The following is a 25,008-nucleotide window of genomic DNA, read 5'->3' as shown; positions in this document are numbered from 1 at the left end:
GGAGAACGCGGACAGCTGAAGAGCCAGGTCGGCTTTCAGGCCGCCTCGGCGGCTGTGGCGGTAGTCGCACCCTCGAGAGGCCGAGCGCAGGTTCTGCGCAGTGGGCAACCCGGCATGGATGCCGGGTTAGCCGCCCCCGGCCATGGATGGCCGATGGCGGCGGGCCCACGGAGCAGGACCGGAGCGAGGCACCGAACGAAAGGGGCGAGAGCGCTTGGTTACTTGGCGCTTCTCCAAGTGACTCGCCGTAAGGGCGAAACCATTGGCAGCCGTGACCGCAGCAACGGATATGCTCCCCCCCAAAAACCCACCAACCCCCATCCCCCAAAGGCTCTGGCAGTTTCAAACCCACTGGAATTCCAGAAAAACCCTGCTGTACTCACCCAAGGTCCTGAAGATGAACCTGTCGTAAACCCGCAGGATGCAAAACTTGATTCAGTCCCGATAGCTCGCCTATCAAGGAAGATCTCATGTCTCTGTTCAAACGTTCAATCACTGAGTTGCTAGGTACATTCTGGCTGGTGTTGGGAGGTTGCGGCAGTGCGGTGCTGGCCGCGTCGTCTCCGCTTGGGATCGGAGTGCTCGGTGTGGCCATCGCGTTTGGTCTCACGGTACTGACCATGGCCTTCGCCATCGGCCACATCTCCGGTTGCCATCTCAACCCCGCCGTCTCGGTCGGTTTGTCAGTCGGTGGCCGATTCCCCGCCAAAGAACTGCCCGCCTACATCATTGCCCAGGTCATCGGCGCAATCATCGCCGCCGGCTTGATCTACTACATCGCCAGTGGCAAGGAAGGCTTCGACCTCTCCGCCGGCCTCGCTTCCAACGGCTACGGCGAACACTCCCCCGGTAAATACTCGATGGCCGCAGGCTTCGTCTGTGAGCTGGTGATGACAGCGATGTTCGTACTGATCATCCTCGGCGCCACCGATAAACGTGCGCCCGCCGGGCTGGCACCGATCGCCATCGGCCTGGCCCTGACGCTGATCCACCTGATCTCGATTCCCGTCACCAACACCTCCGTCAACCCGGCCCGCAGCACCGGTCCGGCATTGATGGTCGGCGGCTGGGCCATCGCGCAATTGTGGATGTTCTGGGTCGCACCGCTGCTCGGCGCGGTGATCGGTGGCGTGACCTATCGATGGCTGGGCAAAGAAGGCACTTGAACCTGCTGCGGGCGAGGGATCAGTCTTGCCGATACGGCAAGGCTGTCCTCGCTTCCTCGGCATACGCCAACACGCCGAGACGTTCCTGCTGAAGGAAATCTTTTACCGCCGCTTTCAGCCCGGGATGACGCAAGTAGTGCCAGGAATGGGTGATCACCGGTTCAAACCCGCGAATCAGCTTGTGCTCACCCTGGGCACCGGCATCAAAACGCTGAAAGCCGTTGGCAATCGCGTAGTCCATGCCTTGATAGAAACACGTCTCGAAGTGCAGCCGATCGAACTCCGCCAGACAGCCCCAGTAACGGCCATAAAAACTGTCGCCACCGACGAGGCTGAAGGCCATGGCCACCGGCCGTGAGCCTTGTTTGGCCAGCACCACGCGAATCGATTCCGGCATGCGTTCGGCCAACAGGCTGAAAAACTCCCGCGTCAGATAAGGCCGTTGCCGACGCACGGCATAGGTGTTGGCGTAACAGGCGTAAACGAAATCCCACTGCGCCTGATCCAGTTGCCGGCCTTCCAGCCATTCGAATTCGAAGCCCTGCCCCGCCACCTGCTCGCGCTCTTTGCGCATCTGCTTGCGTTTGCGTGAACTGAGGGCGTCGAGGAAGTCCTGGAAATCCCGATACCCGCGATTTTGCCAGTGGTACTGACAACCGATGCGCTGCAGCCAGCCGGGGTGTTCGGCCAATGCCGCGTCGGTGAACGGGTCCGTAAAGTTGATGTGAGCGCTGGAGAGTGCTTCGATCTCGAGGTAGCCAGGCAGACTCTTCAGCAGTTCGAAACCGTCCTCAACCGTGGCCGCCAGCAAACGCGGTCCGCTGACCGGACTGAAGGGCACGGCAGTCAGCAATTTGGGGTAATAGTCGATACCGGCACGCTCGCACGCATCTGCCCAGGCGTGATCGAACACGTACTCGCCGTAGGAGTGCCATTTGCGGTAACTGGGCAGCGCGGCGATCAACCGATCACCTTCCCTATGCAGTAAATGCTCGGGCTGCCACCCGGAATGCGGGCCGACGCTGCCACTGTCTTCCAGTGCGCTGAGAAAAGCATGGCGCAGAAACGGCTGGGTTTCCGGCACCAGGGCATCCCAGGTGTGCGGCGCGATTTCGGACAGACTTTCCAGACGTTGCAACGGCATCACTTCCCTCTCCACTTCTTGGCGTAAAGCCTCGCGAGTATCGCCTATAGAGGCGCAATCCACACCCGCGATCCGCTGACAGGGCCCGGAATAGAAAGTTCACTCAAGTTTTGTATCGTCATCGAGACGCCATCACATTGCCACTGCATTGTCATAAACCATCGCGATACTGGCGCCAGTTTTTAGAGCGCCGGGTTATAGCACTCGGCCATGTTTTCCGTCCCTTTGCGGCCGGTTGTGCCCCGGATGGCTCAGTCATCCCCTCTCATCTTCGGAGATTGATATGCGTCTTGCTTCCACGAAAACTGCGGCGGCCCTGTGTGGTGGCCTGCTGCTGGCCATGAGTGTTCCAGCCAGCGCCGCAGTCGACGCCAAACTGCTCGACATGCTGAAGGCTAACGGTTCCATTACCAACGCGCAGTACAGCGAACTGCAAGCCGAACTGGCCCGGGATCAGAAAGAACAGCAAATCGCCCGTCAGGCTCAACAAGAGACCAACGAGCAGATCGCGGCTACCGCAAAGAAAACCGAAGCACTGAGCACCTTCGACCAGAAGCTGGCGTGGGCCGCCAAGACCCAGTTCAAGGGTGACGTGCGTTTCCGTCAGGAAACGGTCAAGAACGATGGCGTATCGAACACCGGTGACCAGGATCGTCAACGTATTCGTGTCCGCCTGGGTGCCTACACCGCAATCAACCCGCAAGTGGACACCGGCATCCGTATTGCCACCGGCAGCGACAACGACTCTCGTTCCACCAACCAGAGCCTGGATGGCAACTTCACCAAGAAGGATATCTGGCTGGACCAGGGTTACGTCGACTACCACCCTGATGCCATCAAGAACCTGCACCTCGTTGGCGGCAAGATGCCACAGCAATGGGTGAGCATGGGCGACATCATCTGGGATAGCGACATCAGCCCGGAAGGTCTGGCACTGACTTACAAATACCCGCTGGGCGGCAGCACCGAGCTGTTCGGTAGCGCCGGCCACTACACCCTCAAGGACAACGTCGACGGCGAAGGCAAGCAGTTCCGTCACGACCTGCGTCTGTACGCAGGCCAGTTGGGCGCGCGCTTCGCAATCACCGACAACCTGAAAATGACCTTGGGCGGCAGTCTCTACGCTTACGACAACGACAACGACATCAACAATACGTGTGCCGCAAACACCTGCCGACTGGCCATTAACGGCAACACGGCGAACGAACAATTCAAACTGTACGAAGGCTTTGGTCAGCTCGACATCGGCGGCCTGCCAATGCCGTTGTCGATCTACGGTCAAGTCGTCAACAACGACGATGCCAGCAACGATCAGGACATGGGCTGGCTGGCCGGTGTCAAGACCAACGTCTTCGGCTTCGGCGTGGACTACAACTATCGCGACGTACAGCGTAACGCAGTGGTCGGCGCCTTCACCGACTCCGACTTCGCCAACGGTTTCACCGGTTCGCGCGGCAGCAAGTTGAAAGTGAGCTACGAGATCGACAAGAACTTCGCCCTCGGCGCGACCTACTTCATGGCTGATTCCGACTACACCAACGCCACCCTGCGGGACTCGAAAATCAACACCCTGCAACTGGATGCCGAAGCCAAGTTCTAATCCCTGCGACACGGCCCGGGCAAGGAAGCCCGGACTGCTTTTACAAACTCGCGTTGCTGTATCGGTCCCCATCATCCGTCCGATATCGCCACGCGAGTTTTTTTGTGCAAAAAAAAGATCGCAGCCGGCGGCAGCGCCTACCTGGGATTACGTAACCCTGTAGGAGCTGCCGCAGACTGCGATCTTTTAAATCGAACTCAGCGCTTGCGCAGAATCACGCTACCAATCGAGTAACCGGCGCCGAACGAGCTGAGCACCGCCAGCGAACCGGCGGCCAGATCATCCTGATTCTTATGGAACGCAATCACCGAGCCCGCAGAGCTGGTATTGGCGTACGTATCGAGAATCACCGGCGCTTCTTCTTCGGTGGCTTCGCGGCCCAGCAGTTTCTTCACGATCAAGTGGTTCATGCTGAGGTTGGCCTGGTGCAGCCAGAAGCGCTTCACGTCGCCGACATTAAGCTGGTTCTCTTCCAGGTGCGCACCGATCAGCTCGGCAACCATCGGGCAGACTTCCTTGAACACCTTGCGGCCTTCCTGCACGAACAGTTTGTCCTTGGTGCCGATGCCCTCTTCCGCCGCGCGGTTGAGGAAGCCGAAGTTGTTGCGGATGTTGTTGGAGAACTTGGTCAACAGCTTGGTGCTGACCACGTCGAATTGATACTTGGACGTCGCCAGGTCGGCGCGTTCGATGATCACCGCGGTGGCCGCGTCGCCGAAGATGAAGTGGCTGTCGCGGTCACGGAAGTTCAGGTGACCGGTGCAGACTTCCGGGTTGACCATCAGCACTGCCCGGGCCTGGCCCAGTTGCACGCTGTTGGCGGCCGCCTGGATACCGAAAGTCGCCGAGGAGCAGGCGACGTTCATGTCGAAACCGAACCCCTGGATGCCCAGCGCTTCCTGGACTTCGATGGCGATGGCCGGGTAGGCACGTTGCAGGTTGGAGCAGGCAACGATCACGCCGTCGATGTCGGCGGCGGTTTTGCCGGCGCGCTGCAAGGCTTGTTCGGCCGCGCCGATGGCCATCTGGCACAGGACCGACCATTCGTCGTTCGAGCGCTCCGGCAGGCGTGGCGCCATGCGTTGCGGGTCGAGAATGCCGTCCTTGTCCATGACAAAACGGCTTTTGATGCCGGAGGCTTTTTCGATAAACGCGGCGCTGGATTCGGTCAATGCCTCGACTTCGCCACGGGCGATGGCGTCGGCGTTGTCGGCGTTGAACTGCGCGACGTAAGCGTTGAAAGACTGCACCAGCTCTTCATTGGAAATGCTGTTGGCCGGGGTGTACAGGCCGGTGCCGCTGATGACGACGTTATGCATGGTCGTTTCTCTAATCTGTTCAGGCAGAAAGCGTTGGCACCGACGTACCAACACATAAAGGGTCTGCTCCCGTCATGGGACGCATACCTGACATCGCTTTATTCCGAACCGCTTGTGCCAGTGAAGGCTCAAAACCGCGGGACCGGCGTTTATAGGCGCGAAGTTTGCCATAAACGTTGGGTTTTGGCCCTACTTGCGAGATGACAAACCTGTAGGAGCCGGCTTGCTGGCGATGAACGATAACGCGGTCAATCTGAGACACCGCGTCGATCCCATCGCCAGCAAGCCGGCTCCTACAGGCCTATGGTTCGACCTGGGTCCATTGTTTGTTCAGGCGCTTGTCGGAAATCGGCACTTTGGTCCCCAGTTGCTGGGCGAACAGCGAAACCCGGTATTCCTCCAGCCACCAGCGATACAACTCAAGCTGCGGATCACGCTTGCCTTCCTGGGCGTGCTTGCCAGCGCGGGTCTGGTATTGGGTCCAGAGACCGGACAACTCACCGCTCCAGACCCGATCCTTCTGCACCTGCGCCCCGAGTTTCTCGAAGCGCTGTTCGATGGCTTTGAGGTATCGCGGCAGCTCCTTGAGCCACTGCATCGGCGTTTCGCGGACAAACCCCGGATACACCAGATGACTGAGCTGCTGCTTGATGTCATTCAACGCCACGGCCTGCGCCAGATCGATCTTGCCCTTGAAGCGTTTTTGCAGGCCGTGCCAGAGCTTGAGAATTTCCAGGGTCAGCTTCGCCAGCCGCTCGGCATGCTCGGTCCAGCTACCGCGCTTGCGTTCGGCCAGCGCCGCCAATCCAGCGCCATCACGCGGCAACGGGTCTTCGCCGTCGAGGATGCAGCTGTCGAGACTGGCCAGCAGAATGTCTTCCACCAGACTGTCGACACGGCCCATGTCGCGGTACATCAGGCCCAGTTCGGTCAGCCCCGGCAACTTGCCGCGCAGGAACTTCGCCGGTTCCGCCAGTTGTTGCATCAGCAAGCGCTGCAACGCGCGGCGATGCTGGAACTCGGCTTCAGCCGGCGTCGAGAACCGCCCTTCCTTGACCGTGCCGGCCTCTTCCACCAGCGCCGGATACACCGTCATCGACAGCCCGGCAATCTTCTGTTGAGTCTTTTCCGCCACGGCGGCGAAGACTTTCGCCTCGACCGGCTGCTGACTTTTCGCGGTCTGCGGCACCGCCAAAGCAGCCTGGCTCGCTTCAGCGAATCGAGCGGTCAGTTCCGCCAGATCCCGTCCTTCGCCAAGGAACTTGCCCTGGCCGTCGACGATTTCCAGGTTCATCCGCAAATGGCTTTCAACCTGCTGCGCCGCTTCGGCCCAGGCTTCGTCGCTGACGCGGGCGCCGGTCATGCGCAGCAGTTCACGGCCCAGCGCCTGAGGCAAAGAGCCCTCGGCAAAAGTCATGCGCTGCAACGCCGCTTTGACGAAGTCCGGCACCGGCACGAAATTCTTGCGCAACGCCTTGGGCAGGTTGCGCACCAGCGCGATGCACTTGGCCTCGATGACGCCCGGCACCAGCCACTCCAGACGTTCCGGCGGCAGCATCGGCAGCAACGGCGCCGGCACGCGCAGGGTCACGCCGTCGCGCGGATGATTCGGTTCGAAGTGGTAACTGAGCGCCAGTTCCAGATCACCGATGTGCAAGGTGTCCGGGTAATGTGCGGCGGTGACCTCACTGGCCTCACGGGCCAATACGTCTTCTTCGCGCATGATCAGCAACTGCGGATCTTTCTGGCTGTTGACCCGGTACCAGCTGTCGAAGGTGGCGGTCTGGTGAATCTCCGCCGGCAGTCGCGCATCGTAGAAAGCGAACAGCGTTTCTTCATCGGCCAGAATGTCGCGGCGACGGGCCTTGGCTTCCAGTTCGTCGAGTTGTTCCAGCAATTGCTTGTTGGCTGTCAGGCATTTGGCCTTGGACTGAATCTCGCCACGCACCAGCGCTTCACGAATGAACAGCTCGCGGGAGACCACCGGATCGACCGGCCCGTAATGCACCGGCCGACGGCCGACCACGATCAGCCCGAACAAGGTGATCTGCTCGAACGCCACGACCTGTCCGCGCTTCTTCTCCCAATGGGGTTCGAAGTGGTTTTTCTTGATCAGGTGCCCGGCGAGCGGCTCGATCCAGTCGGCATCTATCTTGGCGACCATGCGCGCGTAGAGCTTGGTGGTTTCCACCAGTTCGGCGGTCATCAACCATTGCGGACGCTTCTTGCCGAGGCCTGATGAAGGATGAATCCAGAACCGCCGCTGACGGGCGCCGAGGTAATCGCCGTCTTCGGTTTTCTGGCCGATCTGGCTCAATAATCCGGACAACACGGCTTTGTGCAGTTTCGGGTAGTCCGCCGGATCTTTGTTGAGGCTCAACTGCATGTCGCGGCAGATCAGGCTCAACTGGCGATGAGAGTCGCGCCACTCGCGCAGACGCAGGTAATTCAGGAAATTCTTGCGGCACCAGTTACGCAGCGGGCTCGCTGTCAGCGCCTGGCGCTGTTCTTCAAAACCACGCCACAGATTGACCAGCCCGGCGAAGTCCGAGTCCACGTCCTTCCATTGGGCGTGGGCCTGATCCGCCGCTTGTTGGCGCTCCGGCGGCCGTTCACGCGGGTCTTGAATCGACATGGCGCTGGCGACGATCAGCACTTCCTGCAAGCTGCCCAGTTTCGCCGCCTCCAGCAGCATGCGGCCCATGCGCGGATCCACCGGCAGGCGCGCCAATTGGCGACCGAGCGGGGTCAGCTGGCTGTTGCGGTCCACCGCGGAGAGTTCTTGCAGCAGGTTGAAACCGTCGCTGATGGCCTTGCCATCCGGCGGCTCGATAAACGGGAAATCGGTGATCTCGCCAAGGCGCAGATGCAGCATCTGCAAAATTACCGCCGCGAGGTTGGTCCGCAGGATCTCCGGATCGGTAAATTCCGGGCGACCGAGGAAATCCTCTTCGCTGAACAACCGCACGCAGATGCCCGGTTCGACCCGTCCGCAACGACCTTTACGCTGGTTGGCGCTGGCCTGGGAAATGGCCTCGATGGGCAAGCGCTGGACCTTGGCGCGATAGCTGTAGCGGCTGATGCGCGCGGTACCGCTGTCGATCACGTAACGAATGCCTGGCACGGTCAACGAGGTTTCCGCGACGTTGGTCGCCAGCACCACGCGACGCCCCGGGTGCGACTGGAAAATCCGCTGCTGTTCGGCTGGCGATAGTCGCGCATACAGCGGCAGGATTTCGGTGTGTTTGAGCTGGGCCTTGCGCAACATGTCGGCAGCGTCGCGAATCTCGCGCTCGCCGGGCAGGAACACCAGCACATCGCCGGGGCTCTTGCGTTCGCTGCGTTCGAACGCAGCGATTTCGTCGAGCGTGGCGAGGATCGCCTGGTCTACGGTCAGGTCATCCTCGACACGGTTGCCCTCTTCGTCCTGCTCCAGGGTCAACGGGCGATACCAGGTTTCCACCGGGAAGGTGCGGCCGGAGACCTCAACGATCGGCGCATCGTCGAAGTGCTTGGAAAAGCGCTCCAGGTCGATGGTCGCCGAGGTGATGATGACTTTCAGGTCCGGACGACGTGGCAGCAGGGTTTTCAGGTAGCCGAGCAGGAAGTCGATGTTCAGGCTGCGTTCGTGGGCTTCGTCGACGATGATCGTGTCGTAGCGTTCGAGGTAGCGGTCGTTCTGGGTTTCCGCCAGCAGGATGCCGTCGGTCATCAGTTTGATCAGGGTATTGGAATCGCTCTGATCCTCGAACCGCACCTGATAGCCGACCAGCGCGCCCAGCGGCGTCGCCAGTTCTTCGGCAACCCGGCTCGCGACGCTGCGCGCCGCGATTCGACGCGGTTGGGTGTGGCCGATCAGGCCATGCTGGCCGCGACCGATTTCCAGGCAGATTTTCGGCAACTGGGTGGTTTTACCCGAGCCGGTTTCGCCAGCGATGATCAGCACCTGATGCTTGAGCAGCGCTTCCTTGATTTCGTCGCGCTTGGCGGCGATCGGCAGGCTGTCGTCGTAACGAATCACCGGCAGGCTGGCACGCCGCGCCAGCACCTGATCACAGGACGCCTGCATGCGCGTCACCCACTGGGCGAGCTTGGCCTCGTCGGGTTTCTTGCGCAGCTCAAGCAACTGCCGCCGCAGCCGGTGGCGGTCGGCGAGCATGGCGTGATCGAGGTTTTTCAGCAGTTTGTCGATGGAAGGCGATTCGTCAGTCATCAGGTACGCAATAAGTCGTCTAGTGGCGCAGGGGGCGGATTGTCGCAGATTTAAGGGACGAACGAGATCCCTTGTAGGAGCCGGCTTGCTGGCGATGGCAGTGTGACAGCCACATCGTGAGCGCCTGTCAGGACGCCATCGCCAGCAAACCGGCTCCTACAAGGGGTGTGGGGTTATTCGTTATCAAGGCCCTTGCGCCGATACGGGAACACATCGATCACCTTGCCGCCGCGAATGGCTTCCTGAAGGCTTTTCCAGTAATCGGCGTTGTACAACTCGCCATGCAGCTGATCGAACAAGCGTCGCTGACCGGCATCGGCGAACAGGAACGGCGGAAACTCCTCGGGGAACACATCCAGCGGCCCGATCGAATACCACGGTTCGGACGCCATCTCGTCTTCCGGCGTGCGCGGTTGCGGGATGTGGCGGAAGTTGGCTTCGGTCAGGAAGCAGATCTCGTCGTAGTCATAAAACACCACACGACCGTGACGGGTGACGCCGAAGTTTTTCAGCAGCATGTCGCCCGGAAAGATGTTCGCCGCCGCCAGTTGCTTGATCGCCAGGCCGTAATCTTCCAGCGCCTCGCGCACCTGCGCCTCGTTGGCGTTTTCCAGGTACAGGTTCAACGGCGTCATCCGCCGCTCGGTCCAGCAGTGTCGGATCAACACGGTGTCGCCCTCCACCGAAACCGTGGACGCGGCCACCTCCAGCAATTCTTCCAGGCACGCCGGGTCGAACTTGCTCAGCGGGAAACGGAAGTCGGCGAACTCCTGGGTATCGGCCATGCGCCCGACCCGGTCGACACTTTTCACCAGACGGTACTTTTCGATCACCGTCGCGCGGTCGACGTTTTTCGACGGCGAGAAACGGTCCTTGATGATTTTGAATACGGTGTTGAACCCCGGCAGGGTGAACACGCTCATGACCATGCCGCGCACACCGGGGGCCATGATGAACTGGTCGTCGGTGTTGGCCAGGTGATTGATCAGCGCCCGGTAGAACTCGGATTTACCGTGTTTGTAGAAACCGATCGAGGTGTACAACTCGGCGATGTGCTTGCCCGGCAGAATGCGCCGCAGGAACCCGATGAACTCCGCTGGCACCGGCACGTCGACCATGAAGTACGAACGGGTGAACGAGAAGATGATCGACACATCGGCTTCATCGGTGATCAACGCATCGATCTGAATCCCCCGCCCTTCGCGGTGCAGCAGCGGAATCACCAGCGGCCACTGCTCCTCCCGGGTGAAAATTCGGCCCACCAGGTACGCGCCTTTGTTGCGATAGAGCACCGAGGAAAACAGCTCGACGTTCAGTTCCGGGTCTTTGCAGACCCAATCCGGCAAGTTCTCGCGCAGTTGTGCTTCGAGACGGCGAAGATCGCCCGCCAGGTCGGCGTAATCCTCGCTGAAACGGTAGTCGGCAAAAATGCTTGCCAGCATGTCGGACAGCTTGCCCTGAGGCTTGTACGTACGGGTCTGTGCGGCGCGTGCCCGACGCAGGCTCGGCCGGGTGGTGTGGATGAACATGCAGCCGTCGCTGATCAGGTCATGGCTGAACAGCCCGCAGAAGATCGAGTTGTACCAGGTCTCGGACAGTTCATCGTCGAAGCGCAGGTCGATCAGGCTGATGTAGGCACTTTTGACCAACGGCCAGCAGCTGACATCCAGGGTATCGGCGTCGAACGCGATGCGCAGCCGGTCGACCGTTTCGCTGACCTTTTCTTCGTAGAGGTTGATCCGCGCCGCCGAGGCGACTTGCGCCTCCTGCCACTTGGCCTGCTCGAAGCGCGCCCGGGCGCCGTCGGTGATTTGCCGGAAATGCTCGCGGTAATCGTCAAAGCCATCGAGGATCATTCGGGCGATGTCGGCGGCTGGCCATTGCTGCGGCATGGTGAGACCTCTGCGGGAATTCGGAAGGCCTGAGCTTAGCCAGTGAACCGGGTGCAGGAGAAGTCTAATTTCTGCGCGCCATCGAAATGGATTTTTCAAGCGACGATTTTTTTTTGGCTTTTTTTTACTCGACCGTTCGGTCAGTAAAGGAACTTTATAGTCACTCGCCCGACACTTAATCGATTCAGCTGCAGGCCTTGGATTCTCTGGCACTCAGATCCAATCGTGCGTGCGACCGTCTACGTCGGGCTTGTTACTCGCCTTGCCCTGACAGTGCGGCATCCTGCAAAGGTCGCGCAGATTGGTCTTACCAAGATAATAGTACTTTGATATACACCTCGCGTTCACCCGCCTAAAAACAAGATCCTCGGTACACGAGGACTACCCCCTAAATGCCCGAGGAGCACATTAGATGCCTATAAGGAATATGCGCATAGGTTTGCGCGCGAGCTTGAGTTTTGCCGTGTTGGCCGGCCTTTTGGTCCTGGTCGGACTGTTCGGTCTGGGTCAAATGGCGACCCTGCGCGAGAGCGCTTCGGTCATCGAGGAATCCTGGATGCCGAGTATTGAAAGCATCCACGACAGTGCGGCCAACATAGCCACCATCCGCCTGGAATCGTTGCGGTTGATCGCCAATAACCAAAGCGCCGTGCGCGATAAGAGCAAAGGCATCCTCAGCGCCCAACGCCAGGAACTGCTCAAACGCCTCGACGATCACAAGACGTTGCTGTCCAGCGATCAAGAGCGGGCCATGCTCGATAGCCTGAACGCGGCTGTCGCCAAGTACCTGACGATCCTCGACCAGATCGTCGTCCAGATTGACGCTGGCCAGAATGACCAGGCCTACGCCCGTCTCAACAATGAACTGGCCCCGCAGGGCAGCGTGCTGGATAAGGCGCTGGACTCGATGATCAGTTTCAATCAGCAAGGCGCCGAGGCCGCCGCCGACGCGGCTGCATTGATGTATCAGCGTGCGCAATGGATCGTCGGCAGCATCATCGTGACGGCGCTGATCGCTACATTGCTGCTGGCCTGGCTGCTGACGCGCAGCATCACCGCGCCGATCAATCAAGCGCTGAACGTCGCGCGCCGGATTGCCTCGGGCGACCTCAGCGGGAAGATTGTCAGTGAGGGCAAGGACGAAGCCGCGCAATTACTCGGGGCTCTGGCCGACATGCAGGACAACCTGCGCACCACCATTCGCGGCATCAGCGACTCGGCGCGGCAACTGGCGTCTGCTGCAGAAGAGATGAGTTCGGTAATGGAGGAAAGCACCCGCGGCCTGCAACAGCAGAACGATCAGATCGAGATGGCCGCCACCGCCGTCACCGAAATGAGCACTGCGGTGGACGAAGTCGCCGCGAATGCCGTGTCCAGCGCCGAAGCCTCCCAGGCGTCGAACGAGGACAGTAAGCACGGCCATGTGCAGGTCACTGAAACCATCACCGCGATTCAGGGGTTGGTCAACGAAGTGCTCGGTGCCTCGGAACGGGCCGAGGGCCTGGCGGTTCAGGCGCAGGACATCAGCAAGGTGCTAGAGGTCATTCGCGGGATCGCCGGGCAAACCAACCTGCTGGCGCTCAACGCCGCCATCGAAGCCGCCCGCGCCGGCGAGGCCGGACGCGGCTTTGCCGTGGTCGCCGATGAAGTGCGCTCGCTGGCGCAACGCACCCAGAACTCCACCGAAGAAATCGAGCTGATGATCAACAACATCCAGCACGGCACCGGGGCCACGGTCAGCGCGTTGCAAAGCAGTGCCGAACACGCCGGCCAGACCTTGCGCCGGGCCAACAGTGCCGGCAGCGCCCTGGAGAAAATCACCGAATCGATCTCGCAGATCAACGAACGCAACCTGGTCATCGCCAGCGCCGCCGAACAGCAAGCGCTGGTGGCACGCGAAGTCGATCAGAACCTGGTCAACATTCGCGATCTCTCGACCCAGACGGCCGCCGGTGCCACTCAGACTTCCGCCGCCAGCCAGGAACTGTCGCGGCTGGCGGTCGACCTCAACGGCCTGGTAACGCGCTTCATAATTTGATGCCGGTTTTTCGGTTGCCATAGGCAAGGCTCTCGGCAACACTCTCGTCCCCATCAAGGAAGGAGTGCGCCGTGAGCCCTGTCGATACCATTCGTTTACTGTCGCTGGCGGCCATCTGGGGTGCGAGCTTTCTGTTCATGCGCATCATCGCCCCGGTGATTGGCAGCATCCCCACGGCGTTTTTCCGCGTCTCGATTGCGGCGGTGGGGTTGCTGGTGATTCTTGGGCTGATGCGCATCAGCTGGGATTTCAAAGGCAAACTGAAAACCGTGATGCTGCTCGGGGTGATCAACTCCGGGATTCCGGCGACCCTCTATTCCGTGGCGGCCCAAGTGCTGCCGGCCGGTTATTCGGCAATCTTCAACGCCACCACGCCATTGATGGGCGTGTTGATCGGCGGGCTGTTCTTCAGTGAAAGGCTCACTGCCGCCAAGCTGGGCGGGGTATTCCTCGGCCTGTTCGGCGTGGGCATCCTGACCCGTGCCGGCCCGGTGGCGTTCGACCTGCAACTGCTGATGGGCGCCCTCGCTTGCCTGCTCGCCACCACCTGTTATGGCTTCGCCGGCTTCCTTGCTCGCCGCTGGCTCGATCAGGCCGGTGGTCTCGACAGCCGTCTTTCGGCACTGGGCAGCATGCTTGGGGCGACCTTGTTTCTGTTGCCGCTGTTCGGTTACAGCGTGATCAGCCAGCCACCGGCGAGCTGGGGTGGTTGGGACGTGTGGTTGTCGTTGCTGGGGTTGGGGCTGGGCTGCACGGCGTTGGCGTACATCGTTTACTTCCGCTTGCTCAGCTCGATCGGGCCTTTGAAATCGATGACAACGACGTTCTTGATTCCACCGTTCGGGGTGTTGTGGGGGGCGTTGTTGCTGGATGAGCCGCTGTCGATGGCGCACGTTTATGGCGAGGTGTTGATTGCGCTGGCGTTGTGGTTGGTGTTGAAACCTTCAGTGATGAAGAAGGTTGAGGTGGCAGTCCGGTAGTTGTGCGGTGATGCAAATGACGCCATCGCGAGCAGGCTCGCGATGGCGGCGGGCCGCTCTAAGAGCGGAGCCGCCATCCCCCCAAAATGGATATGTCCCCCCTTCACCCGGTCTTACGAAAAACAAACACCAGGCCAACAATGATCAACACCATCCCAAGCATGCTCAACAGCGCCAGCCGATTGCCGAAAAACAGGTAATCCATCACCGCCGTCACTGCCGGCACCAAATAGAACAAACTGGTGACATTCACCAGATTACCCCGTGCAATCAGCCGATAAAGCAACAGCGTCGCCAGCACCGACACCACCAACCCCATCCACAACACCGGCACGACAAAGCCACTGCTGTGCTCGAAGTGAAAGGGCTGAAACGGCACGAAGACCCCGCACAGCAACAATCCCGCAAGGTACTGCACAGGCAATGTGCCAAGAGGATTATCAGTGATGCGCTTTTGCATGATCGAACCTAACGTCATGCTCGCCAACGCCAGCAAACCGAAGAACATCCCCGCCAGCGACATGCCCGCCAGACCGATGCCCTGATACACCACCATGATCAAGCCCGCCAATCCCAGCGTCAGACCGAACATCCGGCTGGCTGAGCGCTGCCGCTCCATGATCACTACCGTGAGAATCGGCTGCACGCCCATGATCGTGGCCATTACCCCCGGCGTAACTTTCAGGTCCAGGGCCAGCAGATAGAAAATCTGATAAGCCCCCAACAACACCACACCCGTGGCCATTGCATACAGCATCGGTTTGCCACGTTTGGGCAATTTCAGCTTGAGCAACGGCACCAGCAGCACCAACCCACACAGCGCGATGGCAAAGCGAATCAGCAGAAACGCGAAGGGTGACGCGTGGGCCAGCCCCCATTTGGAGAAGATCGCCCCGCTGCTCCACAGCAGGACGAACAGGCTCGTGGACGCCGCCGCGAGCGCGGATTTTTTCGAAAGGACAAACATGAAGACCACCTGTAGTCAGGCAAAAAGCCAACTCAGCCGAGGCTGAAATCCAGTAGTTTTTTCAGGCAGGCACGGGTCACAGCAAAAAGAAGCTGATCAGCCCGAAACGCCAACGCCCGGCGGTGATACGACTGCGTACACCGGCGTGCTACGGACAGGTGGGGGGTAATGACTGATCTGCGCAGGCTGCTGATTCCCGCACGGCACGACGCCAGCGTTGACCGCTGAATCGACTACCGCGTTGATGTGGGATGCAGGCATGGGCTGATCTTTTCTGATGGGGTGGACGGTGAGTTGGAAATCACCGAGCGCCGACTATAACCAGTGGGTGACATGGATTGCAATGACTTGGCCAAAGGTGCTCAGAGACAGTCAGCGACGCCTTCTGGAAATACTTGCGAAGGGGATCGAAGGCGAAGAACCTGACGTGCTCGTCGGGCGCCGATGAAATCCGGGGCAAAAAAAACCGCTCGAAAGGAGCGGTTTTTTCATTTGACAATCGAATCACCCAAACAACCAATACCCCAACAACGTCAACACCAGCACCGCCAGCACCGGCCGCAACACGCGATACGCCTTGGGATTGCGACGCTTCCACCGCTTGACCACACCACTGACCTTGTCACTGGAACTCTTGCTCCAGGCATAAGCCTTGTTGATCCCGCCAACCCGCTCATCGTCGAGGTTTTGCGGTGCCGTGGCGCGACCGAGCAGGCCGCTGATCGAGCGGTTGATCCGGGTCATGATGCGGTTGCTCAATGGACGTTCGATGTCGCAGAACAAAATGACCCGAGTCTTCTCGGTTTCGTTCTTGACCCAGTGCACATACGTCTCGTCGAACATCACATCCTCACCGTCACGCCAGGCGTACGCCTGACCGTCGACGAAAATGCGGCAATCGTCGGAATTCGGGGTCGACAGCCCCAAGTGATAGCGCAAGGAACCGGCAAATGGATCGCGGTGCGGGTTGAGATGACTGCCGCCGGGCAACAGCGCAAACATGGCGCCTTTGACGTTGGGGATGCTGCTGACGAGGGCCACGGTTTTCGGGCACAGCGCTTCGGCGGATGGCAGGGGTTTGTCGTACCACTTGAGGTAGAAGCGCTTCCAGCCTTTCTTGAAGAACGAGCCAAATCCGGCGTCGTTGTTTTTCTCGGCGGCGCGAATGTAACCCTCGTCGAACAGGTGCATCGCTTCGTCGCGAATGACTTCCCAATTGTCCCTCAGCACGTCCAGTTCGGGGAATTTGCTGCGGTCCAGGTAAGGCCTGGAGGGCACGCTGGAGAACAGGTACATCAAGGCGTTATAAGGCGCGAACAGCGCGGAGTGGTTGACGAACTGACGCAGGGCCGGCAAACGCGCCTTGCCGCGCAAATGCACATAAAGCGTACTGCCCAGGAACAGCAGCAACAGCGACGCCTTTGCGGCAAAGGAAAAGGTCATCAACAACTCCTTGAGAAAAAACAACTCTGCACAACGCCATTTACCCGACGTTGCAGTTGGCCATGATAAACACTACCGGCCTCGGGAAAAACCCGCCTGACTCAACATTCACTGTTAAGGATTGTGCAATAAAGCACTTCTTATCATAAGTCTCCTGAACGGGGGCTGACCTGAATCAACCCCTACCGCAAGGTCAAAAGATCGCAGCTTGCGGCCGCTCCTACTGCTGATTCTCCTGCTCGGTAAACAAGTCACTGAACAGCATGCTCGACAGGTAGCGTTCGCCAGAATCAGGCAGGATCACCACGATCGTCTTGCCCTGCATTTCCGGGGTTTCCGCCAGGCGTACGGCCACGGCCATGGCAGCACCACACGAGATACCGCACAAAATCCCCTCTTCCTGCATCAGGCGCAGGGCCATGGCCTTGGATTCATCGTCGGTCACCAGTTCGACACGGTCCACCATCGACAGGTCCAGGTTCTTCGGTACAAAACCGGCGCCGATTCCCTGGATCTTGTGCGGACTCGGTTTGATCTCTTCACCGGCCAGTTTCTGTGTAATCACCGGCGAAACCACCGGTTCAACCGCCACGGAAAGAATCGGTTTGCCCTGGGTATTCTTGATATACCGCGAAACACCGGTAATGGTTCCGCCCGTTCCAACGCCCGCCACCAGCACATCGACTGCGCCATCGGTGTCATTCCAGATTTCCGGACCGGTGGTTTTCTCGTGGATGGCAGGGTTGGCGGGGTTCTCGAACTGCGCCGGCATGAAGTAGAGGGACGGGTCGCTGGCGACGATCTCCGCGGCCTTTTCGATCGCGCCCTTCATGCCTTTGGCCGGCTCGGTCAGCACCAGTTCGGCGCCCAGCGCCTTGAGCACTTTGCGACGCTCAATGCTCATGGACGCTGGCATGGTCAGCATCAGCTTGTAGCCTCGTGCAGCGGCGACGAACGCCAGACCAATGCCGGTGTTGCCGGAAGTGGGCTCGACGATGGTCATGCCTGGCTTGAGTTTGCCGGTGCTTTCGGCGTCCCAGATCATGTTCGCTCCGATCCGGCACTTGACCGAATAACCGGGATTGCGCCCCTCGATCTTGGCCAGGATGGTCACGCCACGCGGAGCGATGCGATTGATCTGCACCAGCGGTGTATTGCCGATGGAATGGGCGTTGTCAGCAAAAATACGGCTCATGGCTGGGTCCTTATGCAGCGTTGAATTAGCCCTTCACGGTATGCCTGTTGCCCGTGGTCGTCCAGTCAGGTCGAACGTCCGCTGACCACCGCAGTCAATGGTTTTACATCGCTGGAGATTTGCCATCATGAAACGTCGATACAGCTGGCCCCTGTGGATCCTCGTCGGCCTCGTTGTGCTACTGATTACGTTGCATGTTGCCCTGCCCTACATGGTGCGTGACTACCTGAACGACAAGCTCGCCGACATGGGCGACTACCGCGGACAGATCACCGACGTAGACCTGGCTCTGTGGCGAGGCGCCTACAAAATCAACGGGCTGAAAATCGTCAAGGTCGATGGCAAGGTCCCGGTGCCGTTCGTCACTGCGCCGTTGATCGACCTTTCTGTCAGCTGGCATTCGCTCTTGTACGACCACGCGGTGGTGGCCAAGGTGCAGTTCTTCAACCCCGAAGTGAACTTCGTCGATGGCGGCGCCAACAAGCAAAATTCGCAGACCGGCCAGGGCACCGACTGGCGTGCGCAATTGAGCAAACTGGCACCGATCACCCTGGACGAAGTAAGAATCTTCGATGGCAAGATCAGTTTCAGAAATTTCAATTCCAAGCCGCCCGTCAACATGAATGCGACCCAGGTCAACGCCAGCATTTATAACCTGACCAACGTCGTCGACAAGGAAGGCAAGCGCGACGCACGCTTCGATGGCAAAGCGCTGCTACTGGGGCACGCCCCACTGGAAACCACCGCGACCTTCGATCCGCTGAGTAATTTCGAGGATTTCCAGTTCCGCCTGCGCGCCAGGGACATTGAACTCAAACGCATGAACGACTTCGCCTCGGCCTATGGCAAGTTCGATTTCAATGCCGGGCACGGTGATGTGGTGATTGAAGCGCAAGCGAAAAAAGCCCAATTGACCGGCTACATCAAACCGCTCCTGAAGGATGTCGACGTTTTCAACTGGCAGCAGGACGTAGAGAACAAGGACAAAGGGCTGTTCCGGTCGATTTGGGAGGCCATTGTCGGCGGCTCCGAAACCGTGCTGAAAAACCAGGGCAAGAACCAGTTTGCGACTCGGGTGGAACTGAGCGGCAACGTACATCGGCAAGATATCAGCGCGTTCCAGGCGTTTTTGCAGATTTTGCGTAATGGTTTTGTCCAGGCATTCAATGCCCGGTATGAGCGGCCCAAGCCGGAGGCCGGTTAAGACTGGTCAGCCCCGAAACCGAGTCAAGATGTGACGCCCCATTCAGAGACTGAATAAGCCGTCTGCGTTCACAGTCGACCGGGCAGCGCGTTATAGTCGGGTACTACAACTATTGCGCCCCGCCCTGCCCGTCAGGTCGGCGTTTACCGTTCGAGGATTAGCAGATGAAGTTCGAAGGCACCCAGGCCTACGTCGCCACCGATGACCTGAAGCTGGCGGTCAACGCCGCCATCACCCTGGAGCGTCCGCTGCTGGTCAAGGGCGAGCCAGGCACCGGCAAGACCATGCTGGCCGAACAGCTGGCGGAGTCCTTCGGCGCCAAGCTGATCACTTGGCATATCAAATCCACCACCAAGGCGCATCAGGGCCTGTACGAGTACGACGCGGTCAGCCGCCTGCGCGATTCGCAGCTGGGCACGGAAAAGGTCCACGACGTTCGCAATTACCTGAAAAAGGGCAAGCTCTGGGAGGCTTTCGAGTCTGAAGAGCGGGTGATTCTGCTGATCGACGAAATCGACAAGGCCGACATCGAGTTCCCGAACGACCTGCTGCAAGAACTCGACAAGATGGAGTTCTACGTTTACGAGATCGACGAGACCATCAAGGCCAAGAAGCGCCCGATCATCATCATTACCTCCAACAACGAAAAAGAGCTGCCGGACGCTTTCCTGCGCCGCTGTTTCTTCCACTACATTGCCTTCCCGGATCGCGTCACGATGCAGCGGATCGTCGATGTGCACTACCCGGACATCAAGAAAGACCTGGTCAGCGAAGCGCTGGACGTATTCTTCGACGTGCGCAAGGTGCCGGGCCTGAAGAAAAAGCCATCGACCTCCGAACTGGTGGACTGGCTGAAGCTGCTGATGGCCGACAACATCGGCGAAGCCGTGCTGCGCGAACGCGATCCGACCAAGGCGATCCCGCCGCTGGCCGGTGCTTTGGTCAAGAACGAACAGGACGTGCAATTGCTTGAGCGTCTGGCGTTCATGAGCCGTCGCGGCACCCGCTAAGAGGCTGATGCCATGCTGCTCAACCTGTTCAATGAAATGCGTGCAGCCAAGGTGCCGGTCTCGGTGCGCGAGCTGCTGGACCTGATCAACGCGCTGAAACAGCGCGTGACCTTCGCCGACATGGACGAATTCTATTACCTGTCCCGGACGATCCTGGTGAAGGACGAAAAGCATTTCGACAAGTTCGACCGAGCCTTCGGTGCTTACTTCAATGGCCTGGAAAAACTCGACGACCACCTTCAGGCCTTGATTCCCGAAGACTGGTTGCGCAAGGAATTCGAGCGTTCACTGACGGAAGAAGAGCGCGCGGCGATCCAGTCCCTTGGTGGCCTGGACAAGCTGATCGAAGAGTTCAAGAAACGCCTCGAAGAACAGAAAGAACGCCACGCCGGCGGCAACAAATGGATTGGCACCGGCGGCACCAGCCCGTTCGGCTCCGGGGGCTTCAACCCGGAAGGCATTCGGGTCGGCGATGCCGGCAAGCGGCAGGGCAAGGCGGTCAAGGTCTGGGATCAACGCGAATACAAAAACCTCGACGATTCGGTGGAACTGGGCACGCGCAACATCAAGGTTGCCCTGCGCCGGCTGCGTAAATTCGCCCGTCAGGGTGCGGCGGAAGAGCTCGACATCGATGGCACCATCGATCACACCGCTAAAGATGCCGGGTTACTGAACATCCAGATGCGGCCGGAACGGCGCAACACCGTCAAGCTCTTGCTGCTGTTCGACATCGGCGGCTCGATGGATGCGCACGTGAAGATCTGCGAAGAGTTGTTCTCGGCCTGCAAAACCGAGTTCAAGCATCTTGAGTACTTCTACTTCCACAACTTCATTTACGAGTCGGTGTGGAAGAACAACATGCGCCGTACCTCCGAGCGCACCTCGACCCAGGACTTGCTGCACAAGTACGGCGCCGACTACAAAGTGATCTTCATCGGTGACGCCGCCATGGCGCCCTATGAGATCACCCAGGCCGGCGGCAGCGTCGAGCACTGGAACGAAGAAGCCGGGTACGTGTGGATGCAGCGGTTCAAGGAAAAGTACAAGAAGCTCATCTGGATTAACCCGTATCCGAAAGATACCTGGGGCTATACGTCGTCGACCAATATCGTGCGGGATTTGATTGATGACCAGATGTACCCGCTGACATTGCGGGGGTTGGAGGAAGGGATGAGGTTTCTTTCCAAGTAGAGTTGTTCGTTGTCCGTGAAGGCCTCTTCGCGAGCAAGCCCGCTCCTCACAGTTGATCTCCAGCGCACACATAATTTGTGTACGACGGAAATCCATGTGGGAGCGGGCTTGCTCGCGATGCTTTTAGCGGTTCAAAAACCGGCGCACCCTCAGGCAATCCAGCGCCACCACTTCCACCCGAGGATTCATGGTGCGCTCTGCTGATCGAGGGCATCGCGAATCCGCCGTACCGCGGCCACCGAACTGGCGTTGTCGCCGTGCACGCACAAGGTGTTGGCCTGCAAATGCAAGGCGCTGCCGTCGCTGGCGGTAAGGTTGTCGCCACGGGCGATGGTCAGCGCCTGTTCAATGATTTTTTCCGGATCGTGATGCACCGCGCCCGGCAGTTGTCGCGAGACCAGCATGCCGGCGCTGTCGTAGGCGCGATCGGCGAAGGCTTCGAACCACAGCGTTACGCCGTACTCATCGCCCAATCGCTGTGCGGCACTGTTGTCGCGAGTCGCCATCAGCATCAGCGGCAAAGTCTTGTCATAAGACGCCACGGCTTGCAGGACGGCGCGCAATTGCGCCGGGTTGGCCATCATGTCGTTGTACATCGCGCCGTGAGGTTTGACGTAGCTGACACGCCCGCCTTGCGCCCGGCAAAGACCGTCGAGAGCGCCGATCTGATAATGCAGAATGTCCTGAAGTTCCTGGGCGGCATACGCCATGGAACGACGGCCGAAGCCCACCAGATCCTGATACGCCGGATGCGCGCCAATCCGTACGCCATTGCTCAGGGCCAGGCTGACGGTCTTGCGCATGATGCTCGGGTCGCCGGCGTGAAAGCCGCAGGCGATGTTGGCGCAGTCGATGAAGGGCATGACCTCGGCGTCCAGACCCATGGTCCAGTTGCCGAAACTCTCGCCGATGTCGCAGTTCAATAGCAGGCGGCTCACGGTAAACACTCCTGTAGGTTTTATTCTTTTCAGATGTGGGCAGATTACTGCGCATCCAGTTGTTTGCCACGGGTTTCCGGCAAACTCAACGCCGCAAGAATCACCACCCCGTAGGACACCGCCGCAAACGCTCCGATGCCGACGCTCAGTGGCACCTTCTGGCTAAGCAAGCCGATCAACAGCGGGAACAACGCCGCCAGCGCCCGGCCGATGTTGTAGCAAAAGCCCTGGCCCGAGCCGCGAATCCGCGTGGGAAACAGCCCGTAGGAACCGACGATCACCATCGCCAGATAACCACCCGTGCCGAGTACGCTCAAACCGCGCTCGTTTTTCAGAAAAGTCGGAAGCCAGGACGTGATTGCGTAGTAGCCGGGTCGCCCGACTCAAGAGTTTTCGCCTGACCGCGGACAAGCTGTTCACTACCCAGGCATCGATCTCCAGCCGCATCGCCGTGCTCGAAGGCGAACTCGGGGTGAAGCTGTTCCTGCGTGATTCGCGCGGCGTGAGCCTGACGCCCGAAGGCTTGAAAGTGCTCGAATACGCCGAGCAAATGATGGACACCATGCAGGCGCTCAAGCCGTCGATCGAAACCCGATCAAGCAAGGTGGGACGGGTGCGGATCGGCGTCAGGGACACGGTGATTCATACCTGGCTGAGCCCGTTGGTGGCGCAGATGACGGATCACTATCCGCTGGTGGAAATCGAGCTGGTGGCCGATACCTCGCTCAACCTCTGCGACCAGCTGCAAAAAGGCTTTCTCGACCTGATCCTGCAAACCGATCTGCTACGCCAGGAAAGTGTGCGCAGCCTGGAACTGGCCAGTCACCCGATGGGCTGGATCGCGGCCAGCAACTCGATCTACAACCGCGAGTATTCCGGCGTGGCCGATCTGGCGCGGGAGCGGATCATCACGTATTCGAAAACTCACATCCGCACCAGGAAGTTCTCGCACTGATGCAGGCCAATGGCGTCATGACGCCGCGGCTTAACTGCGTGAACTCGGTGTCGGCGATTACCCGGTTGCTGCGGGACGGTTTCGGCATAGGCGCGTTGCCACCGGTGCTGGTAGCCGAGGAACTGGCGCGGGGGGAACTGACCTTGCTGGCCATCGATCAGCGCCCGCCGGACTTGCAGGTGGTGGTGTCGTGGCGAACCGGGGCGGAATGGGTGGAGGAGATTGTGGCGTTGTGTCAGCACGTGCTGGAGGGGTATGCGCGCAAGGTGGGTGAGCGCTACATCGTTCTGAGCAAACCTTCGGTTAGCTAAATCAAAAGATCACAGCCTGCGGCAGCTCCTACAGGGTGTACATCATCCCAATGTAGGCGCTGCCGCAGGCTGCGATCTTTTGATCTTTCGCTTAGAGCCCGCGCAAATCCCGCTCTTCAATCGGCCGGCTCTGGCGCAGGCGCTTGCCACCCAGCACCACCCAGTCGATCAGCCGGAACAGGCATTCAATCCCGAACGACAATAACAACGCGCCGCTCATGCCCCAGATCATCGCTTCCGGTGTCAGCAGGATCTGGTAGCTGTAGCCATTCCAGGCTTCCTTGCGGATATCCGGGTCGGCGGCCAGTACAACCTGCAGGAAACGGATGTACCACGGGCCTTGCATGGCTTGGTATTGCTTATCGAGGGCCAGTTGACGGGTGAGCAGGTTGCTCAGGCTGTCGGCATCGCTGCGAAAAATCGGGTCTTCGCTGGCGCGGTAATGGGCGACCAGGGCCTGCATGTCACCCTTGAAGAATTGATTGGCGGTGCCCTGGAAACCGCTCAGGCCGGCCTGCGCCTCGATCAGGTGGGCTTCGACCCGCTTGGCGTAGTCGTTGATGAACCCCGGCACCTGGACACCGATCAACAGGCCCGCCGCGAACAACACCAGCCGTAGATAACTGAGCAACATGGGAGCGTCCTTTATTCAGTCATGCCCTGGCTGACGCATTCACCGCGTCGCCACAGGCTCCATTGGCCCGGTTCGTAGCGGGTCCAGGTTTCGTTTTCGGTCAGGGGTTCGGTGGCGATCACCGTGACCACATCGTTGGGCGTGGTTTCGGCCTGGAAGTCGACGATCACATCGACATCTTTCAAGCGCGCCGGGCCGAACGGTGCACGGCGGGTAATCTGCGCCAGTTTGGTCGAGCAGTAACAGAACAGCCAATCGCCATCGCTGAGCAGGCAATTGAACACACCTTTGCTGCGGTATTCGGCGCAGGCGGCCACCAGATCGGGCAAAAGCGCTTCGATCTCTACCGGTTCCGGAAACGCTGCGCGTACACGATTGAGCAAATCGCAAAAGGCCGCTTCGCTGTCGGTATCGCCGACCGGGCGGTAAAAGCTTGTGATCGCTTGAAAATCCGCGAGCTGGCCGTTGTGGGCGAAACACCAGTTGCGCCCCCACAGCTCGCGCACGAACGGATGGGTGTTGGACAGGCAGACCTTGCCGACGTTGGCCTGGCGGATGTGCCCGATCACCACCTCGCTCTTGATCGGATAGCGCTGCACCAGGTTCGCGACTTCCGACTCACTGCTGGCCGCCGGGTCCTGGAACAACCGCAGGCCACGGCCCTCATAGAACGCGATGCCCCAACCGTCACGGTGCGGACCGGTACGGCCGCCGCGCTGCATCAGCCCGGTGAAGCTGAACACGATATCGGTCGGCACATTGGCGCTCATGCCCAATAACTCACACATGCTCGGACTCTCTGTAAGGC

Annotated in this window: 18 protein-coding genes and 2 pseudogenes; 8 read left to right on the top strand and 12 right to left on the bottom strand. The window is 59.6% G+C overall.

All coding sequences use genetic code 11. The features are described 5' to 3' along the window. Positions 1 to 470: 470 nt before the first annotated feature. Entirely contained in the window at positions 471 to 1,166 is a 696-nt protein-coding gene (aqpZ, locus tag PMI01S_RS27770; protein WP_084323281.1) for an aquaporin Z, read from the top strand. A 19-nt stretch (positions 1,167 to 1,185) separates the two neighbouring features. Here the strand turns inward: aqpZ and PMI01S_RS27765 are convergent, their stop codons facing one another. Continuing rightward, positions 1,186 to 2,310 carry a GNAT family N-acetyltransferase gene (locus tag PMI01S_RS27765; protein ID WP_084323280.1) on the bottom strand — a complete coding sequence of 375 codons (1,125 nt, stop codon included), beginning with the start codon at positions 2,308 to 2,310 and terminating at the stop codon, positions 1,186 to 1,188. Positions 2,311 to 2,593: 283 nt separating this feature from the next. Between PMI01S_RS27765 and PMI01S_RS27760 the strand changes: the two genes are divergently transcribed. Further along, the gene (locus tag PMI01S_RS27760; protein ID WP_084323279.1) at positions 2,594 to 3,910 is read left to right on the top strand and encodes a putative porin; all 1,317 of its coding nucleotides are present in this window, start codon (positions 2,594 to 2,596) and stop codon (positions 3,908 to 3,910) included. Between the two features lie 197 nt (positions 3,911 to 4,107). On the opposite strand, the gene PMI01S_RS27755 is transcribed toward PMI01S_RS27760, so the two are convergent. From PMI01S_RS27755 to aceK, 3 genes are all read right to left on the bottom strand, one after another. Beyond that, positions 4,108 to 5,229: a beta-ketoacyl-ACP synthase III gene (locus PMI01S_RS27755; RefSeq protein WP_084323278.1), complete on the bottom strand. Its 1,122-nt coding sequence runs from the start codon at positions 5,227 to 5,229 to the stop codon at positions 4,108 to 4,110. Between the two features lie 301 nt (positions 5,230 to 5,530). Next, positions 5,531 to 9,442 (bottom strand): ATP-dependent RNA helicase HrpA, encoded by a 3,912-nt coding sequence (hrpA, locus tag PMI01S_RS27750; RefSeq protein ID WP_084323277.1) that lies wholly within the window; start codon positions 9,440 to 9,442, stop codon positions 5,531 to 5,533. Positions 9,443 to 9,615: 173 nt separating this feature from the next. Continuing rightward, positions 9,616 to 11,334 (bottom strand): bifunctional isocitrate dehydrogenase kinase/phosphatase, encoded by a 1,719-nt coding sequence (gene aceK, locus PMI01S_RS27745; protein WP_084323276.1) that lies wholly within the window; start codon positions 11,332 to 11,334, stop codon positions 9,616 to 9,618. A 412-nt stretch (positions 11,335 to 11,746) separates the two neighbouring features. On the opposite strand from aceK, the gene PMI01S_RS27740 reads away from it, so the two are divergent. Both PMI01S_RS27740 and PMI01S_RS27735 read left to right on the top strand, forming a co-directional pair. Beyond that, positions 11,747 to 13,372, top strand: coding sequence for a methyl-accepting chemotaxis protein (locus PMI01S_RS27740; RefSeq protein WP_084323275.1), 1,626 nt, complete (start codon positions 11,747 to 11,749; stop codon positions 13,370 to 13,372). 71 nt (positions 13,373 to 13,443) lie between these two features. After that, positions 13,444 to 14,352 (top strand): DMT family transporter, encoded by a 909-nt coding sequence (locus tag PMI01S_RS27735; protein WP_084323274.1) that lies wholly within the window; start codon positions 13,444 to 13,446, stop codon positions 14,350 to 14,352. 103 nt (positions 14,353 to 14,455) lie between these two features. On the opposite strand, the gene PMI01S_RS27730 is transcribed toward PMI01S_RS27735, so the two are convergent. The 4 genes from PMI01S_RS27730 to cysK form a co-directional block, all read right to left on the bottom strand. Further along, positions 14,456 to 15,319 (bottom strand): DMT family transporter, encoded by an 864-nt coding sequence (locus PMI01S_RS27730; protein WP_084323273.1) that lies wholly within the window; start codon positions 15,317 to 15,319, stop codon positions 14,456 to 14,458. Between the two features lie 96 nt (positions 15,320 to 15,415). Next, entirely contained in the window at positions 15,416 to 15,580 is a 165-nt protein-coding gene (locus tag PMI01S_RS31790) for a hypothetical protein (RefSeq protein WP_167362920.1), read from the bottom strand. Between the two features lie 243 nt (positions 15,581 to 15,823). Then, on the bottom strand, positions 15,824 to 16,762 hold the full coding sequence (locus PMI01S_RS27725; protein ID WP_084323272.1) for an aspartyl/asparaginyl beta-hydroxylase domain-containing protein: 939 nt from the start codon (positions 16,760 to 16,762) through the stop codon (positions 15,824 to 15,826). Between the two features lie 220 nt (positions 16,763 to 16,982). Beyond that, entirely contained in the window at positions 16,983 to 17,957 is a 975-nt protein-coding gene (gene cysK, locus PMI01S_RS27720) for a cysteine synthase A (RefSeq protein WP_084323271.1), read from the bottom strand. A gap of 127 nt (positions 17,958 to 18,084) precedes the next feature. On the opposite strand from cysK, the gene PMI01S_RS27715 reads away from it, so the two are divergent. From PMI01S_RS27715 to PMI01S_RS27705, 3 genes are all read left to right on the top strand, one after another. Then, positions 18,085 to 19,161: an AsmA family protein gene (locus PMI01S_RS27715; protein WP_084323270.1), complete on the top strand. Its 1,077-nt coding sequence runs from the start codon at positions 18,085 to 18,087 to the stop codon at positions 19,159 to 19,161. Between the two features lie 164 nt (positions 19,162 to 19,325). Beyond that, positions 19,326 to 20,171 carry an AAA family ATPase gene (locus tag PMI01S_RS27710; RefSeq protein ID WP_007984829.1) on the top strand — a complete coding sequence of 282 codons (846 nt, stop codon included), beginning with the start codon at positions 19,326 to 19,328 and terminating at the stop codon, positions 20,169 to 20,171. Between the two features lie 12 nt (positions 20,172 to 20,183). Then, complete coding sequence (locus PMI01S_RS27705) at positions 20,184 to 21,362, top strand: vWA domain-containing protein (protein ID WP_084323269.1); 1,179 nt, start codon at positions 20,184 to 20,186, stop codon at positions 21,360 to 21,362. Between the two features lie 185 nt (positions 21,363 to 21,547). Here the strand turns inward: PMI01S_RS27705 and PMI01S_RS27700 are convergent, their stop codons facing one another. Together PMI01S_RS27700 and PMI01S_RS27695 are read right to left on the bottom strand one after the other, a co-directional pair. Further along, entirely contained in the window at positions 21,548 to 22,300 is a 753-nt protein-coding gene (locus PMI01S_RS27700; protein ID WP_084323268.1) for a 5-oxoprolinase subunit PxpA, read from the bottom strand. Positions 22,301 to 22,344: 44 nt separating this feature from the next. Further along, positions 22,345 to 22,671 (bottom strand): annotated as a pseudogene (locus tag PMI01S_RS27695) (MFS transporter); the annotation flags it as partial. Here PMI01S_RS27695 and PMI01S_RS27690 point away from each other — a divergent pair. Then, a pseudogene (locus PMI01S_RS27690) lies at positions 22,659 to 23,566 on the top strand (LysR family transcriptional regulator). The pseudogenes PMI01S_RS27695 and PMI01S_RS27690 overlap by 13 nt on opposite strands. Positions 23,567 to 23,657: 91 nt before the next feature. Here PMI01S_RS27690 and PMI01S_RS27685 read toward each other — a convergent pair. Together PMI01S_RS27685 and PMI01S_RS27680 are read right to left on the bottom strand one after the other, a co-directional pair. Continuing rightward, positions 23,658 to 24,200 (bottom strand): DUF2937 family protein, encoded by a 543-nt coding sequence (locus tag PMI01S_RS27685; RefSeq protein ID WP_084323267.1) that lies wholly within the window; start codon positions 24,198 to 24,200, stop codon positions 23,658 to 23,660. An 11-nt stretch (positions 24,201 to 24,211) separates the two neighbouring features. After that, positions 24,212 to 24,988 carry a class II glutamine amidotransferase gene (locus PMI01S_RS27680; RefSeq protein WP_084323266.1) on the bottom strand — a complete coding sequence of 259 codons (777 nt, stop codon included), beginning with the start codon at positions 24,986 to 24,988 and terminating at the stop codon, positions 24,212 to 24,214. Between the last annotated feature and the right edge of the window lie 20 nt (positions 24,989 to 25,008).

Origin of the sequence: Pseudomonas migulae NBRC 103157 (assembly GCF_002091715.1) — a bacterium.
GTDB classification, from domain to species: Bacteria; Pseudomonadota; Gammaproteobacteria; order Pseudomonadales; family Pseudomonadaceae; genus Aquipseudomonas; species Aquipseudomonas migulae_A.
Note: the sequence above shows the minus strand (reverse complement) of the source record. Positions and strands in the feature narration are given on the sequence as shown.